Origin of the sequence: Pseudomonas brassicacearum (genome assembly GCF_000585995.1) — a bacterium.
Classification (GTDB): domain Bacteria; phylum Pseudomonadota; class Gammaproteobacteria; order Pseudomonadales; family Pseudomonadaceae; genus Aquipseudomonas; species Aquipseudomonas brassicacearum_A.
Genome location: NZ_CP007410.1, coordinates 3,623,438 through 3,641,837, shown reverse-complemented (window position 1 = coordinate 3,641,837; position 18,400 = coordinate 3,623,438). Strand labels below are relative to the sequence as shown.

The window sequence follows — 18,400 nt, the reverse complement described above, 5'->3', positions numbered from 1 at the left end:
CCAAGGGGGTGATGGTCGAGCATCGTAACCTCAGTAATCTGGTGGCTTGGCATTGTCAGGCCTTTGAGGTTAAACGCGGCAGTCGCACCTCCAGTGTCGCCGGTTTCGGTTTCGATGCGGCGGCCTGGGAAGTCTGGCCTTCGCTGTGCGCCGGTGCGACGTTGTTGCTACCTCCGGCCCATGCGGGCAGCGAGGATGTCGATGCGCTGCTCGACTGGTGGCAGGCCCAGGTGCTGGACGTGTGCTTCCTGCCCACGCCCATTGCCGAGTACGCATTTGGCCGCAACCCGGGTCACGGCCAGTTGCGCACGCTGCTGATCGGTGGCGATCGTCTGCGCAAACTGCCTGTCGATCTGCCCTTCGAGTTGATCAACAATTACGGCCCGACGGAAACGACCGTGGTCGCCACCTCGGGGCGGATCGATGCCTCGCAGGCGGTATTGCATATCGGCAAACCGGTGGCCAACACACGGGTCTACCTGCTCGATGCGCACCTGCAACCGGTTCCGACCGGCGTGGCAGGTGAGCTGTATATCGGCGGTGCCGGGGTTGCACGGGGTTATTTGAACCGTCCGCAGCTGACCGCCGAGCGCTTTGTGAAGGATCCGTTCAGCCCTGCGCAGGACGCGAGGATGTATCGCACCGGTGACTTGGGGCGCTATTCGCCGGACGGAAACATCGACTATCTGGGGCGCAACGACAGCCAACTGAAGATCCGTGGCTTGCGCATTGAATTGGGTGAAATCGAGGCCAGGCTCGGCGCTTGCCCCGGTGTACGAGAGGCCGTTGTCGTCGCGCTGGGTGAAGCGTCGGATGACAAGCGCCTGGTGGCGTATTACACGGCGCACGACACCTTGGATCAGGCGCTGACGGCTGACAGTCTGCGTGAACAGTTGCAGGTGCACCTGCCCAGGCACATGGTGCCGTCGGCCTACGTGCAATTGGACACGTTGCCGCTGACCCCGAACGGCAAGCTCGACCGCCGGGCTTTGCCGGTCCCTGACAGTGATGCCTATTCAAGTCGTGGCTATGAAGCCCCGCAAGGCGAAGTCGAAACACTGCTGGCGCGGATCTGGGCCGACCTGCTCAAGGTCGAGCAAGTGGGGCGTCACGATCACTTCTTCGAACTGGGCGGCCATTCCCTGCTGGCGGTCAGCCTGATCGAGCGGATGCGCCAGGCGGGGCTGAGTGCCGATGTGCGCGTGCTGTTCAGCCAATCCACATTGGCCGCCCTGGCCGCGGCGGTCGGCAATGGCAGTGAGGTGAGTGTCCCGGCGAACCGGATTCCGGCGAATTGCCAACACATCACCCCGGACATGCTGCCGCTGGTCAATCTGGACCAGGATGCTATCGACCGTATCGCGTCGACGGTCCCGGGCGGTCTGGGCAATGTGCAGGACATCTATCCGCTGGCGCCGCTGCAAGAAGGCATTCTTTACCATCACCTCGCCGCCGAGCAGGGCGACCCCTATGTGCTCCAGACTCAGTTCGCCTTTGAAAACCGCGGGCGCCTGGACGACTTCTCCTATGCATTGCAAAAAGTCATCGACCGTCACGACATTCTCCGCACTTCAGTGCTTTGGGAAGGCTTCGAGCAACCGGTGCAGGTTGTCTGGCGCCAAGCCTTGCTGATCCAGCAAGAGGCCGTGCTGGATCCTGCCGGCGGTGACGTTGCGGCGCAGCTGTACGAGCGCTTCGATTCGCGGCACCACCGCCTGGATATGACCCGGGCACCCATGCTGCAACTTGTTTATACCCAAGACACGGTTAACGACCGCTGGCTGGCGCTATTGCTGTTCCACCACATGGCCCTGGACCACACCGCGCTGGAAGTGGTGCAGCAGGAAATGCAGGCTTATCTGTTGGGGCAGGCGGACCAGTTGGGCGCCGCGATGCCGTATCGCAACTATGTGGCCCAGGCGCGCCTGGGCGTGAGTCACGAAGCCCACGAAGGGTTTTTCCGCGACATGCTCGGCGATGTCGATGAGCCGACGCTGCCGTTCGGCTTGCAGGATGTGCAAGGCGATGGCAGCGGGATCGAAGAAGCTCGCCAGGACGTCGACGCCGACTTGAGCCGCCGGTTGCGGGCCCAGGCGCGCCTGCTCGGTGTGAGCGCGGCGAGTGTGTATCACCTGGTCTGGGCGCAGGTGCTGGGCCGGGTATCGGGTCGCGAAGACGTTGTGTTCGGCACCGTGTTAATGGGGCGGATGCAGGGTGGCGAGGGGGCCGATCGCGCGCTGGGGATGTTCATCAATACCTTGCCGTTGCGGGTGAATGTGGGGCAAACCGCCGTCCGTGCCGGGGTGAAAGCGACCCATGCGCGACTGACGGCCTTGCTCGGCCATGAGCACGCCTCGTTGGCGCTGGCGCAACGCTGCAGCGGCGTGGAGGCACCGACGCCGTTGTTCAGTGCCTTGCTCAACTACCGCCATTCCGCCGTGACCACCTCGCCCGAGGCGCTGGCGGCCTGGAGCGGTATCGAGGTGCTCGGTGGCGAAGAGCGGACCAACTACCCGCTGATGTTGTCGGTGGATGACCAGGGTGAGGGGTTCAGTTTCACCGTCATGACCCCGGAGCGCATTGGGGCGCAGCGTCTGTCTGGGTATGTGCAGCAGACCTTGGAGGCGCTGATTCAGATGCTGGAGCAGACGCCAGAGGCGCCGTTGCATCAACTGTCGATCCTGCCGGCCTCGGAGCGCGAGCAACTGCTGGAGACGTTCAACGCCACGCAGGCGGATTATCCGCGGTCGCAGACCGTCCACGGATTGTTCGAAGAGCAGGTGCAACGCACGCCGGATGCTATCGCGATGCTCCATGGCGAGCGGCGTCTGAGCTATTGGGAACTGAACGAGCGCGCCAACCGCTTGGGGCATTACCTGCGCAAGCAGGGTGTACGCCCCGATTCGCGGGTGGCGATTTGCGTCGAGCGTGGCATCGACATGGTCGTGGGCTTGCTGGCGATCCTCAAGGCCGGCGGTGGTTATGTGCCGCTGGATCCGGCGTATCCGCTGGATCGGATTGCCTACATGCTTGAAGACAGTGCTCCAGCCGTAGTGCTGGCGCAGGCTGCGACCATTGGATTGTTGGCGGATGCTTCGATGCCGGTGATCAATCTCGACAGCGAGCTTTGGCAGGACGAATCCGTCCTGAATCCAGAAATTGCTGAGCTGACTTCGGCGCATCTGGCCTATTTGATCTACACCTCGGGTTCGACCGGTCTGCCCAAGGGCGTGATGATCGAACACCGCAACACGGTGAACTTCCTGACCTGGGCGCACCGTTCGTTCGACGCCGAAACCTTGGCGAAAACCCTCTTTTCGACCTCGCTGAACTTCGACTTGGCTGTGTACGAGTGCTTCGCGCCGCTGACTTCGGGTGGCAGCATCGAAGTCGTCACTAATGTGCTGGAACTGCAACAGGGTGATCACGACATCACCCTCATCAACACCGTGCCTTCGGCGCTTAAGGCGTTGTTGGAATCGGGTGGCGTGGGTGAGGGCGTCGACACGGTCAACGTCGCCGGTGAAGCACTCAAGCGCAGTCTGGTAGAAAACCTGTTCGAACAGACCCAGGTCAAGCGCCTGTGCAACCTCTACGGTCCTTCGGAAACCACGACTTACTCCAGCTGGGTATCGATGGCCCGCGAAGACGGGTTCGCCGCACACATCGGCAAACCGGTCGCCAACACCCAGTTCTACTTGCTGGACGAACACAAGCAACCCGTACCACTGGGCATACCGGGTGAAATCTATATCGGCGGCGCTGGTGTGGCTCGCGGCTACCTCAATCGCGATGACCTCACCGCCGAGCGCTTCCTCAAGGATCCGTTCAGCGCCACTGCCAACGCCCGGATGTATAGGACTGGTGATCTCGGTCGCTATCTGCCTGACGGCAACATCGAATACCTGGGCCGCAACGACGACCAGGTGAAAATCCGCGGTTTCCGCATCGAACTGGGCGAAATCGAAACCAAGCTCGCCCAGCATCCAAGCCTCAAGGAAACCGTGGTCCTGGCTCGCGAAGATGTACCGGGTGACAAACGCCTGGTCGCCTATTTCACGCAACACTCGCCCGACGAAACATCAGACATCGAAACTCTGCGTGCGTACCTGCAAACACACCTGCCGGCTTACATGGTGCCGGTGGCCTACGTGCGCCTCGAGGCACTGCCACTGACCCCCAACGGCAAGCTCGACCGCAAGGCGCTGCCGGCACCGGACCTCGACGCACTGATCACCCGTGGCTATGAAGCCCCGCAAGGCGAAGTCGAAACCACTCTGGCGCAGATCTGGCAGGACTTGCTCAAGGTCGAACGTATCGGCCGCCACGATCACTTCTTCGAACTGGGCGGGCATTCCCTGCTGGCGGTCACGTTGATCGAGCGCATGCGCCAGGTCGGTTTGAGCGCCGACGTGCGCGTCCTGTTCGGCCAGCCAACCCTCACCGCACTGGCCGCAGCCGTGGGTGGCGGCAGCGAAATCGTGGTGCCGGCCAATGGCATCCCGCTCGAATGCACGCGGATCACGCCGGACATGCTGACGCTGACCCACCTCGACCAGGACGCGATCGACCGCATCGTCGCGACGGTGCCGGGTGGCGTACGCAACGTGCAAGAGATTTACCCGGTGGCACCGTTGCAGGAAGGCATTCTCTACCATCACTTGTCGGCCGAGCAGGGCGACCCCTATCTGCTGCAGACCCTGTTTGCCTTGCAAAGCCGGCAACGGCTCGACGACTTCGTCCAGGCCTTGCAGAGCGTCATCGACCGCCATGACATCTTGCGCACCGCGATCCTGTGGGAAGGTCTCGATGAACCTCAGCAAGTGGTCTGGCGTGAAGCGCGGTTGGGCCTCGAAGAATTCCTGCCAGACCCGCAGGCCGGAGCGATCATCCAACAGCTGCACAGCCGTTATGACGCCCGGCACTACAGCCTGGACATAACCCAGGCACCGCTCATGCGCCTGGCATTCGCCGAAGACAAGCCCAACCAGCGCTGGATAGCGATGCTGCTGTTCCATCACATCGCCCTCGATCATGCGGCGCTGAAAGTGGTGCAGCAGGAAATGCAGGCGCATCTGCTGGGGCAGGTCGATGGGCTGGACGCCCCGGTACCGTATCGTAACTACGTGGCCCAGGCGCGTCTGGGGGGGAATCTTGAGCCGCAGGAAGCGTTCTTCCGCGAGATGCTCGGTGACGTCGACGAACCCACGCTGCCGTTTGGCTTGCAACAGGTACAGGGCGATGGCCACGACATCGAGCAAGCCAGCCTGGTGCTCGATGGCGACTTGAGTAGTCGTCTGCGTCGTCTGGCGCGCCAGTCGGGTGTGGGCGCGGCGAGCCTGCATCACCTGGCTTGGGCCCAGGTGCTGAGCCAGGTGTCCGGCAGGCAGGATGTGGTGTTCGGTACGGTTCTGATGGGCCGCATGCAGGGCGGCCAGGGGGCTGATCGGGCATTGGGCATGTTCATCAATACCTTGCCGCTTCGTGTGAACGTTGGTGATCAAAGCGTCAAGGCCGGCGTCAAGGCGGTTCATGGCCGCCTGACTGCACTGTTGGGGCATGAGCACGCCTCGCTGGCATTGGCCCAACGCTGCAGCGGCGTGGTCGCGCCACTGCCGCTGTTCAGCGCCTTGTTGAACTACCGTAATTCCAGTGAACAGGCCGATGCAGCGCAAACACTGTCGGCCTGGCACGGCATTGAGACGGTGGGTGGCGAAGCGCGCACCAACTACCCCTTGACGATGTGTGTGGACGACTTGGGTGAAGACTTCGCCTTGACCGTCCTGGCCATGACCGGGGTCGGCGCGCAGCGGGTCTGCGCCTACATGGAAACCGCGCTGCAAAGCCTGGCCAGCGCATTGGAGTCCAGCCCGGCCTCGCGCTTGCAGGCTTTGGATGTCCTGCCGCACACCGAGCGCCAACAACTGCTGACGGGCTTCAACGCGACGACTCGACGCTATCCGCAGGACAGGACCGTCCATGGCTTGTTCGAGGCGCAGGTCAAGGCGCGTCCGGATGCGATGGCCGTCGTGTACAACGAACAGCGCCTGACTTACGCCGAGTTGAATAGCCGGGCCAATCGCCTGGCCCGTCATCTGCTCGGCCTGGGGATTCAACCGGGTGATAGGGTGGCGATCGGGTTGGAGCGTTCGATCGAGTTGCTGGTCAGCCAGTTGGCGATCCTCAAGTGCGCCGCCGTCTATGTGCCGTTGGATGTCAGCGCGCCTCTGGAGCGCCAGCAGTTCATGGTGCAGGACAGCGGTGCCCGGATTCTGTTGGCCCTGAGCACGGCGACGGTGCCTGATGACATGCTGCGTGTGGACCTGGATACCGTGATGCCGGACGAAGCTGCCGACGACCTTGACCTGCTGCAAAGCGCCGAATCGATCGCCTACGTGATGTACACCTCCGGTTCCACCGGTACACCCAAAGGCGTGCTGGTGCCACACCGGGCGATCAATCGCCTGGTGATCAACAACGGTTATGCGGACTTTAACGCCGGGGATCGGGTGGCCTTTGCCTCCAACCCGGCGTTCGATGCCAGCACCCTCGACGTCTGGGCACCCTTGCTCAACGGCGGTTGTGTGGTGGTGGTCGAGCAGGACGTGCTGCTGTCCCAGGAGCGCTTTGCTGCACTGTTGCGCGAGCAATCGGTCAGCGTGTTGTGGATGACCGCCGGCCTGTTCCATCAGTACGCGGCTGGTCTGATGACGGCCTTCACTCAGTTGCGCTACCTGATCGTCGGTGGCGATGTGCTCGACCCGGCGGTGATCGGCCGCGTCCTGAAAGAAGGCGCACCGGCCCATCTGCTCAACGGTTACGGTCCAACCGAAGCCACCACCTTCACCACCACCCATGAAATCACCAGCGTGGGCGAGGGCGGAATCCCGATTGGCCGGCCCATCGGCAACACCCGCGTCTATGTCTTGGACGTCAATCAGCAACCAGTGCCCATTGGCGTGGCGGGCGAGCTGTACATCGGTGGCGACGGCGTGGCGAAGGGGTATCTGAACCGTCCCGAGCTGACCGCCGAGAAATTTATTGCCGACCCGTTCAGTGCCGATCCGGAGGCCTTGCTCTACCGCACCGGCGACCTGGCACGCTGGCGCGCGGATGGCACGGTCGATTACCTGGGTCGTAACGACGACCAGGTGAAGATCCGCGGTTTCCGTATCGAACTGGGGGAAATCGAAGCCCGGCTCGCCGAGCATGACAACGTCAAGGACGCGGTCATCCTGGTGCGCGAAGATGCCCCGGGGGAGAAACGCCTGGTGGCCTATTTCACCCTGCGCGACCCGGATGTCGCGGCGGAGATCGAGGCGCTGCGGGCCCACCTGCACGCGCAACTGCCGGACTACATGATTCCGGTGGCCTATGTTCACCTCGATGTCCTGCCGTTGACAGCGAATGGCAAGCTGGATCGCCGTGGGTTGCCGGCGCCGGATATCGACGCCTATGTCAGCCGCGAATATGAAGCCCCGCAAGGCGAGATCGAACAGACCCTGGCCCGGCTTTGGGCAGAACTGCTGAAGGTCGAACAGGTCGGTCGCCACGACAACTTCTTCGAGCTGGGCGGCCATTCGCTGCTGGCCGTCACCTTGATCGAACGCATGCGCCAGGCGGGCTTGAGTGCCGACGTGCGTGTGCTGTTCAGCCAGCCAACCCTGGCCGCGCTGGCGGCGGCCATCGGCAGTGGCAGGGAAGTCAGTGTCCCTGCGAACCTGATTGCGCCGGGTGCTGAGCGGATCACACCGGCCATGCTCACGCTGATCAATCTTGACCAGGAAGCGATTGACCGAGTCGTGGCGACAGTGCCGGGTGGCGCTCGCAACGTCCAGGACATCTACCCGCTGGCGCCGTTGCAGGATGGCATTCTCTATCACCACTTGGCCGCCGAGCAGGGTGATCCTTATGTATTGAAGACGGTGTTCGAGCTGCAGAACCGTGGCCGGCTGATGGCGTTTATAGGTGCGCTGCAACACGTCATCGATCGCCATGACATCCTGCGCACCAGTGTGGTGTGGCAAGGATTCGACGCGCCGATCCAAGTGGTGTGGCACGAGGCGCAGCTGCATCTCGAAGAGATCGCCCTTGACAGCAGCGCAGGCGATATCGCGGCACAATTGCAGCACCGCTTCGACCCGCAACACTACCGCCTCGATATTACCCAGGCGCCGCTGATGCGTCTGGTTTTCGCCGAGGATGCGCCCAACCAGCGCTGGGTAGCGGTGTTGTTGTTCCACCATATGGCCCTCGATCACACGGCGCTGGAAGTGGTGCAGCAGGAGATGCAGGCGCACCTGCTGGGCCAGGCCGATCAATTGGCCGTGGCGATGCCGTATCGCAACTACGTGGCACAGGCCCGTCTGGGCGTGAGCCAACAAGAGCACGAAGGGTTCTTTCGTGAAATGCTCGGTGATGTGGATGAACCGACTCTGCCATTTGGCCGGCAGGATGTGCGCGCTGACGGGCAGGCTATCGAGCAAGCCAGACAGGTTGTCGAGGCGACGTTGAGCCTGCGGCTACGAACCCAGGCGCGTCAGTTGGGGGTGAGTGCTGCCAGCCTGGTGCACCTGGCCTGGGCACAGGTGCTGGGACACGTGGCCGGCAAGCAGGACGTGGTATTCGGCACCGTGTTGATGGGGCGGATGCAGGGCGGCGACGGTGCCGATCGTGCGTTGGGCATGTTCATCAATACGTTGCCATTGCGGGTGGATGTCGGTACCCAAGGTGTGCGTGACGGTGTGAAAGCCACTCACGTTCGCCTGACCGGGCTGTTGGGGCACGAACATGCCTCGCTGGCCTTGGCCCAGCGTTGCAGCGGCGTGGCCGCACCGATGCCGCTGTTCAGCGCCTTGCTCAATTACCGCCACAGCGCAGGCTCAGTGGCCGCGGTCTCGAGTGAGGCCCTGGCGGCTTGGGAAGGCATCGGGCTGCTGAGCAACGAAGAGCGTACCAATTACCCGCTGACCCTGTCGGTGGATGACCTGGGCGAAGGTTTCAGCCTGACGGCGCTGGCCGTGCCGCAGATCGGTGCGCAGCGGATGTGTGTCTACATGAACATTGCCCTGGAACATCTGGTGCAAGCGCTGGAACAGGCGCCGCAAACGCCGTTGAACAGCGTATCGATCCTGCCGTCTGCCGAGCGGCGCCAGTTGCTGGTGGATTTCAACGCCACCACGCGTCGCTATCCGCAGGACAGGACCGTCCATGGTTTGTTCGAGGCCCAGGCCAAGGCGCGTCCGGATGCCATGGCCGTCGTGTACAACGAACAGCGCCTGACTTACGCCGAGTTGAATAGCCGGGCCAATCGCCTGGCCCGTCATCTGATCGGCCTGGGGATTCAACCGGGCGATCGGGTGGCGATTGGGCTGCAGCGTTCGATTGAGTTGCTGGCCAGCCAGTTGGCGATCCTCAAGTGCGCCGCCGTCTATGTGCCGGTGGATATCAGCGCGCCTCTGGAACGCCAACAGTTCATGGTGCAGGACAGCGGGGCGCAAATCCTGTTGGCGCTGAGCACGGCTACGGTGCCTGACAACACGCTGCGGGTGGACCTGGATACCGTCGCGCTGGACGAAGCTGGCGACGACCTTGACCTGATGCAAAGCGCCGAATCGGTCGCCTACGTGATGTACACCTCCGGTTCCACCGGTACACCCAAAGGCGTGCTGGTGCCACACCGGGCGATCAATCGCCTGGTGATCAACAACGGTTATGCGGACTTTAACGCCGGGGATCGGGTGGCCTTTGCCTCCAATCCAGCCTTCGACGCCAGCACCCTCGACGTCTGGGCACCGTTGCTCAACGGCGGCTGCGTTGTGGTGGTCGAGCAGGACGTGCTGCTGTCCCAGGAGCGCTTTGCTGCACTGTTGCGCGAGCAATCGGTCAGCGTGTTGTGGATGACCGCCGGCCTGTTCCATCAGTACGCGGCTGGTCTGATGACGGTGTTCGCTCAGTTGCGCTACCTGATCGTCGGTGGCGATGTGCTCGACCCAGCGGTGATCGGGCGTGTCCTCAAGGACGGCGCACCGGCTCATCTGCTCAACGGTTACGGCCCAACCGAAGCCACCACCTTCACCACCACTCACGAAATCCACAGCGTGGGCGAGGGAGGAATCCCGATTGGCCGGCCCATCGGCAACACCCGCGTCTATGTCTTGGACGTCAATCAGCAGCCAGTGCCCATCGGCGTGGCGGGCGAGCTGTACATCGGTGGCGATGGTGTGGCGAAGGGGTATCTGAACCGTCCCGAGCTGACCGCCGAGAAATTTATCGTCGACCCGTTCAGTGCCGATCCGGAGGCCTTGCTCTACCGCACCGGCGACCTGGCGCGCTGGCGCGCGGACGGCACGGTCGACTACCTGGGGCGTAACGACGACCAGGTGAAGATCCGCGGTTTCCGTATCGAGCTGGGGGAAATCGAAGCCCGGCTGGGTCAGTGCGCGGGCGTGAAAGACGCGGTGGTGCTGGCGCGACAGGACGACGCGGGTCCGAAACGTCTGGTGGCCTATGTGATCCCTGAATCGGATTTCACCTTGTCGGTGCAGGATCTGCGCGCCGAGCTGGCCGCATCGCTGGCCGACTACATGCTGCCCAGCGCCTTCGTGGTGTTGCCGTCCTTTCCCCTAACCGCCAACGGCAAGCTGGACCGTCGCGCGCTGCCTGCGCCGGATGCCGAAGCCTATGCCAGTCGTGAATACGAAGCGCCACTGGGGGAGGTCGAACAGACATTGGCTCGGCTGTGGGCCGAAGTGCTCAAGGTCGAACAGGTTGGCCGTCACGATCACTTCTTTGAACTGGGTGGCCACTCACTCGTAGCGGTTACCTTGATCGAACGCATGCGCCAGGTGGGCTTGAGTGCTGACGTGCGCGTGCTGTTCAGCCAACCGACCCTGGCCGCGTTGGCGGCGGCCATCGGTAGCGGCAAGGAAATCCGTGTTCCGGCGAACTGCATCCCGGCCGATTGCGAACACATCAGCCCGGACATGCTGCCGCTGATCAGCCTGACCCAGGCAGCCATCGACCAACTGGTCGCGACCGTGCCGGGTGGCGCTCGCAACGTCCAGGACATCTACCCGCTGGCACCGTTGCAGGAAGGCATCCTCTATCACCACTTGGCCGCCGAGCAGGGCGACCCCTATGTGTTGCAGACGCAGTTCGCCTTCGACAACCGTGAACGCCTCGATGCGTTCGTTGGCGCGCTGCAGGTGGTGATCGATCGCCACGACATCCTGCGCACCAGCGTGGTCTGGGAAGGCCTGGACGAGCCGGTGCAGGTGGTCTGGCGCCAGGTCGTGCTGGTTCCGCAATGCATTGAACCGGATGCCACGGCGGGCGATATCGCCACGTACCTCGGCCAGCGGTTCGACGCGCGACACTATCGCCTCGATTTGGGCCAGGCACCGTTGTTGCACCTGGCTTACGCACGGGACGAAGCCCAGGATCGCTGGGTGGCGATCCTGCTGTTCCATCACATGGCGCTGGACCATACCGCCCTGGACGTGATGCAGCATGAGATGCAGCTGTACCTGCTGGGGCAGGACGAACAACTGACCGAAGCGGTGCCTTACCGCAATTACGTGGCCCAGGCCCGCTTGGGTGCGAGCGAACAGGAACATGAAGCGTTTTTCCGCGAGATGCTCGGCGGGATCGATGAACCGACGCTGCCCTTCGGCTTGGCCCAGGTACAGGGCGACGGGCGCGGTATCGAGGAAGTGAAGGCGTTGGTCGATGAGGCCCTGAGCCTGCGCCTGCGTTCTCAAGCCCGGCAGCTCGGCGTGAGTGCCGCGAGCCTGGTCCATCTGGCCTGGGCCCAGGTCCTGGCCTTGGCCTCGGGCCAGGAGAAAGTGGTCTTCGGTACGGTCTTGCTGGGCCGGATGCAGGGCGGCGACGGGGCTGACCGGGCGCTGGGCATGTTCATCAACACCTTGCCGATCTGCGTGCCCGTGGACGGACAAAGTGTGCGTGATGCCGTGAAGATGACCCATGGGCGGCTGACCGGGTTGTTGGGGCATGAGCATGCGTCCCTGGCGCTGGCCCAGCGTTGCAGTGACGTGGCCTCGCCAGCGCCGCTGTTCAGTGCGCTGTTGAACTTCCGGCACAGTTCGATCCAGGTGACCGATGAGGTGTTGTCGGCCTGGAACGGCATGTACATGTTGTCCAGTGAAGAGCGCACCAACTATCCGCTGACACTGAACGTCGATGACCTGGGAGAAGGCTTCAGCCTGACGGTGCAGGTCGAATCCCGGATCGGTGGGCAACGCATCTGCGACTATATGCAGGTTGCCCTGCACAGTCTGGTGGATAGCCTGGAACACGCGCCGCAAACGCCGATGCACAGCCTGGCGGTGTTGCCGCCGGCGGAGCGTCGCCAGTTGCTCGAAACCTGGAACACCGCAGACGCCGTGTATGCCCATGATGCCTTGATCCATCAGCAGTTCGAGGCACAGGCGGCGACTCGGCCCGACGCGGTGGCGGTGGTATTCGAGGATCGCACGCTGACTTACGGCGAACTCAACGCCCGGGCCAACCAGCTCGCCCATCGCCTGCTGTCGCTGGGCATCCGTCCGGATGATCGGGTCGCGATCTGTGTCGAGCGTGGCCTGGACATGATTGTGGGCCTGCTGGGCATCCTGAAGTCCGGTGCCGGTTATGTGCCGCTGGATCCCGCCTATCCGGCGGAGCGCATCGCCTACATGCTCGAAGACAGCACGCCCGTGGCAATCGTGGTGCACGGCGCCACCCGTGAGCGGCTGGCTGAAGAGTCCGGGCGGGTGATCGACCTCGATGGCGCTGCGTTGCACAGCCAGTCCGAGGCCAATCCTCAAGTGCCAGGGCAGACGTCGTCGCAACTGGCCTATGTCATCTATACCTCGGGTTCCACTGGCTTGCCCAAGGGCGTGATGGTCGAGCACCGTAACGTCGCGCGCCTGTTCTCGGCCACGCAACCCTGGTTTGATTTTGGCCCGCAAGACGTGTGGGCTTTGTTCCACTCGTTTGCCTTCGATTTCTCGGTCTGGGAAATCTGGGGCGCATTGACCCATGGCGGCCGCTTGTTGGTGGTGCCGCAACTGGTCAGTCGTTCTCCACAAGACTGCTACGCACTGTTGTGCGAAGCCGGTGTCACGGTGCTGAACCAGACGCCCAGTGCGTTCCGCCAGTTGATTGCGGCCCAGGGCGAGAGCGACCGCAACCACAACCTGCGCCAGGTTATTTTTGGTGGGGAAGCGCTGGAAACCGGGATCCTCAAGCCGTGGTATGCCCGCGAGACCAATGCCCGGACGCAACTGGTCAACATGTACGGCATCACCGAAACGACGGTGCATGTGACTTACCATGCGCTTGAAGCGGCCGACGCGCAGCGGGTCGGCGTCAGCCCCATCGGCAAGCGCATTCCTGATCTGCAACTGCATGTGCTAGATGCCCGGCGCGAGCCGGTGCCAGTGGGTGTGGTCGGGGAAATGTACGTGGGCGGCGCGGGTGTGGCGCGGGGTTACCTGAATCGTCCCGAGCTTAACCGGGAACGCTTTATCGTCGACACCTTGAGCGGGTGTGAGGGCGCGCGTCTGTACAGGACCGGCGACCTCGGACGCCGAATGGCCGACGGCAGCATCGAATACCTGGGCCGCAACGACGACCAGGTGAAGATCCGTGGCTTCCGTATCGAGCTGGGCGAGATCGAAGCGACGTTGGCGACGTGCGAGGGCGTCAGCGAGGCGGTGGTCATTGCCCGTGAAGACGAGCCGGGCGATAAGCGCCTGGTGGCCTATGTCATCGCCGCAGAAGGCGCCGCTCTCTCGGCCGCCGACCTGCGGACCCAGTTGCTCGCGTCGTTGGCGGAGTACATGGTGCCGAGCGCGTTCGTGGTCCTCGCCGCATTCCCGTTGACTACTAACGGCAAGCTCGACCGCAAGGCATTGCCGGCGCCGGATCAGTCGTCGGTGGCGGCCCGCGAATACGAACCGCCGCAAGGCGACGCCGAGACCGTCATCGCCGCGATCTGGCAAGACCTGCTGGACCTTGAGCGAATCGGCCGTCACGACAACTTCTTCGAGTTGGGCGGGCACTCGCTGTTGGCCGTTAAGCTGATCGAACGCATGCGCCACGCGGGGTTGAGTGCCGATGTTCGGGTGCTGTTCGGCCAACCGACACTGGCGGCCCTGGCCGCCGCGGTCGGCGGGCAAACGGAAGTCGTGGTGCCGGTCAATCGTATTGCGTTGGATTGCCAACGGATCACGCCGGACCTGTTGCCGCTGGCGACCTTGAGCCAGGACGAGATCGACCGCGTGGTGGCGATGGTCCCGGGTGGCATAGGCAATGTGCAGGACATCTACGCCTTGGCGCCGTTGCAGGAGGGGATTTTGTACCACCACCTGGCGGCCACCCAGGGCGATCCCTATCTTCAATACGTAATGTTCGCGTTCGACAGCTTCACGCGCCTGGACCATTTCACCCAGGCGCTGCAAGCCGTCGTCGCCCGGCACGACATTCTGCGCACCGGTGTGCTCTGGGAAGGCTTGGCCGAGCCCATGCAGGTGGTCTGGCGTGAGGCGCGCCTGCCGGTCGAGCCGGTCGAGCTGGACCTGGCGGCGGGCGATGTGGCCACGCAGCTGCATCAGCGTTTCGACCCTCGGCACTATCGGCTGGACATCCGCCAGGCGCCGCTGATGCGGGTCGCGTATGCACAAGACCCGGCGAACCAACGCTGGGTGGGCATCCTGCTGTTCCATCACCTGGTGGACGACGCCACGTCGCTGGCAGTGCTGTCCGCCGAGATCGAGGCGCACCTGCTCGGCCAGGCGCAACGCTTGCCGGCCTCGGTGCCGTACCGCAACTACGTGGCCCAGGCCCGTTTGGGTGTGAGCCGCGAGGCCCACGAAAAGTTTTTCCGCGACATGCTCGGCGACGTCGACGAGCCGACATTGCCCTTCGGCTTGCAGGATGTGCAAGGCGATGGCAGCGGCATCGAGGAAGTTCGCCAGGAGGTCGCGGCCGACCTGAGTCGCCGGTTGCGGACCCAGGCGCGCCAGCTCGGTGTGAGCGCGGCGAGCTTGTATCACCTGGTCTGGGCACAAGTGCTGGGCAAGGTGTCGGGCAAGGATGACGTGGTGTTCGGCACCGTGCTGGTCGGGCGGATGCAGGGCGGTGAGGGCGCCGACCGCGCACTGGGCATGTTCATCAATACGCTGCCGTTGCGGGTGAGCCTGGGGCAAACCGCTGTCCGTGCTGGCGTGAAGGCGACCCATGCGCGGCTGACCGCGTTACTGGGCCACGAGCATGCCTCGCTGGTGCTGGCGCAACGCTGCAGCGGCGTGGAGGCGCCGACGCCGTTGTTCAGTGCCTTGCTCAACTATCGTCACACCGGCGCGATCACCTCCGCCGAGGCGCTGTCGGCCTGGGACGGTATGCAAGTGCTCAGTGGCGAAGAACGGACCAACTACCCGCTGACGTTGGCGGTGGACGACCAGGGCGAGGCGTTCAGCTTCAGCGTCATGACCCCGGCGCGCATTGGTGCGCAGCGGATTTGCGGCTATGTACAGCAGACGCTGGAGAATCTGATCGAGATGCTCGAACAGGCCCCCCAAGCGCCGCTGCATCAGTTGTCGATCCTGCCACCCGGCGAGCGCCTCAAACTGCTGGCCGAATTCAATACCCACGAAGCCGACGGTCCACAGGAACAACAGGCTATTGAGGCGTTGTTCGAGGCGCAGGTACAGCGCACGCCGGACGACTTGGCGGTGCTGGGAGGTGAGCAACGGTTGAGCTATCGCCAGCTCAATGAACGGGCCAACCGCCTGGCCCATTACCTGCGCAAGCAGGGAGTGGCGCCGGATTCGCGCGTGGCGATCTGCGTCGAGCGCAGCGTTGACATGGTGGTCGGGCTGCTGGCGGTGCTCAAGGCGGGTGGCGGTTATGTGCCGCTGGATCCGGCCTACCCGGCTGAGCGCATTGCGTTCATGTTGCAAGACAGCGCGCCGGTTGCGGTGCTGACGCAGGCAGGCACCCGGGCGCTCCTGTCGCACGCTCAGGTGCCGCTGATCGACCTGGATGCCGGCCCGTGGCAAGACGAGCCGGATCACAACCCGCATGTGACGGACCTGACACCGGCCCATCTCGCCTATGTGATCTACACCTCCGGCTCCACCGGGCTGCCTAAAGGCGTGATGGTCGAGCGGCGTGGCCTGGGCAACCTGCTGGACTGGTACCTCGATGACCTGGCGTTCCATGCCGGCGATGCGGTGCTCCTGGCGTCTTCCTATAACTTCGACCTGACCCAGAAGAACATCCTGGCGCCGCTGATGGTCGGTGCTGCGCTGCACTTGGCCGAAGAACCCTTCAACCCCCGTGCCATCGTCGCCCAGATCGCCGACGCCGGGATTACCCACCTCAACATGTCGCCGAGCGCTTTCCATGCGCTGGTGGACGCCGACGATCAGCAGGCACTGGCTTGCCTGCAACGGGTGGTCCTGGGCGGTGAGCCGATCCAGGTCGGCATGCTGGAGAAACTGCCACAGCCACGGCCGACAGTGATCAACAGCTACGGCCCGACCGAGTGCAGTGACGTGGTCGCCTGGCACACCGCTGATACCGACCTGGAAACCTACCGGGACCAGTCGATTCCGATTGGCAAGCCGATCCGCAACATGCAATTGCACGTGCTGGACGGCCATGGTCAGTTGCTGCCGGTGGGGGTGCCCGGCGAGATCCACATCGGCGGTGTCGGTGTGGCGCGCGGTTACCTCAACCTGCCGCAACTCAGCGCCGAACGTTTCATGGCGGACCCGTTCTATGGCCAGGCCGACGCCCGCTTGTACAAGACGGGCGACATCGGGCGCTGGTTGCCCGACGGCACGCTGCAGTACCTGGGGCGCAACGATGATCAGGTGAAAATCCGCGGTTTCCGTATCGAACTGGGCGAGATCGAAGCCAAGCTCGCCCAGCACGAGGCGGTGAAGGAAGCTGCAGTGCTGGCCCGTGAAGACGTACCGGGCGAAAAACGCCTGGTGGCTTATTTCACCCAATACTCGCCAGATGAAGCGCTGAACATCGAAGCGCTGCGCACGTACCTGCAAGCACAACTGCCAGCCTTCATGGTGCCGGTGGCCTACGTCTACCTGGACGCCATGCCGCTGACGCCCAACGGCAAGCTCAACCGCAAGGTGCTGCCGGTACCGGGCCTGGATTCACTCATCAGCCGTGGCTATGAAGCGCCCATCGGCGAAACCGAAATCACACTGGCCCAGCTGTGGGCTGAAGTGCTCAACGTAGAGCGTGTCGGCCGTCACGATCACTTCTTCGAACTGGGCGGGCACTCCTTGCTCGCCGTCAGCCTGATGGAGCGGATGCGCCAGGAAGGCATGGAAGCGGATGTGCGGACGTTATTCGAGCAGCCCACGCTCTCGGAATACGCGGCAACGACAGAAAAAATGGAGATTGTCCTGTGAGTGTGATCGAACTGTTGGCGACACTAAAAGAAAAAGACGTACAGCTATCAGTCAAGGGCGATCAGCTCGTGGTACGGGGCCGGAAACAGTCGCTGAGCGAGCCTGCGGTATTGGCCTTGTTGCGCGAGCACAAAACCGCGTTGATCGCGTTGATCCAGGCCGGGCAATACGATGCCAGCAAGGGCAGTGAAATCGACATTCCCGTCAATGCCATCCCTGCCGGTTGCGTGCACATCACGCCGGCGATGCTACCGCTGGTGACCCTGGATCAGCCGGCCATCGACCGCATCGTGGCCACCGTGCCGGGCGGGGCGGCCAATGTGCAGGACATCTACCCGCTGGCGCCGTTGCAGGAGGGGATTCTTTATCACCACCTGACGGCCACCCAGGGCGACCCTTATGTCTTGCAAGCGCAGTTCAGTATTGCCCGGCGCGAGCGCCTGACGGATTTTGTCGATGCCTTGCAAAGCGTGATCGATCGTCACGACATTCTGCGCACCGCCATCGTCCGCGAAGGGCTGGAAGAGCCGGTTCAAGTGGTCTGGCGTGGGGCCCAGCTGGGAGTCAAGGACATCAGCGCCGACCTTATCGAGGGCGACGTGATGACGCAATTGCAGGCGCGGTTCGATCCCCGGCACTATCGCCTGGATATCAGCCAGGCGCCGCTGCTGTTGCTGGTCGTCGCCGAAGACACGGCCAACCAGCGCTGGGTCGCCATGCTGTTGTTCCACCACATGGCCCTCGACCACGAAGCCCTGATGGTTGTGCAGAGTGAAATGCAGGCTTACCTGATGGGGCAGGCCGCACAACTGCAGCCCGCGATTCCTTACCGCAACTATGTCGCGCGGACCCGCCAGGCTGGCCAGCGGCAGGCTGACGAGGCGTTCTTCCGGGAGATGCTGGGCGACGTCGAGGAGCCGACCTTACCCTTCGGCCAACAGGATGTGCTGGGCGAC

Annotated in this window: 2 protein-coding genes (both cut by a window edge); both read left to right on the top strand. The window is 63.4% G+C overall.

Annotated elements, in window-relative coordinates; genetic code table 11:
- Nucleotides 1-17,444, top strand: the 3' portion of a protein-coding gene (locus CD58_RS15500) for a non-ribosomal peptide synthetase (protein WP_080712558.1). 11,659 nt of this gene lie to the left of the window's left edge; the window shows 17,444 of its 29,103 coding nt (coding positions 11,660-29,103); its start codon lies off the left edge, out of view; the stop codon is at nt 17,442-17,444.
- Nucleotides 17,441-18,400, top strand: partial view of a non-ribosomal peptide synthetase gene (locus tag CD58_RS15495; protein ID WP_025213911.1) — the start only. Its footprint extends 12,219 nt past the window's final position; only the first 960 of its 13,179 coding nucleotides appear in the window; the start codon lies at nt 17,441-17,443; its stop codon lies off the right edge, out of view. The genes CD58_RS15500 and CD58_RS15495 overlap by 4 nt, the downstream gene beginning before the upstream one ends.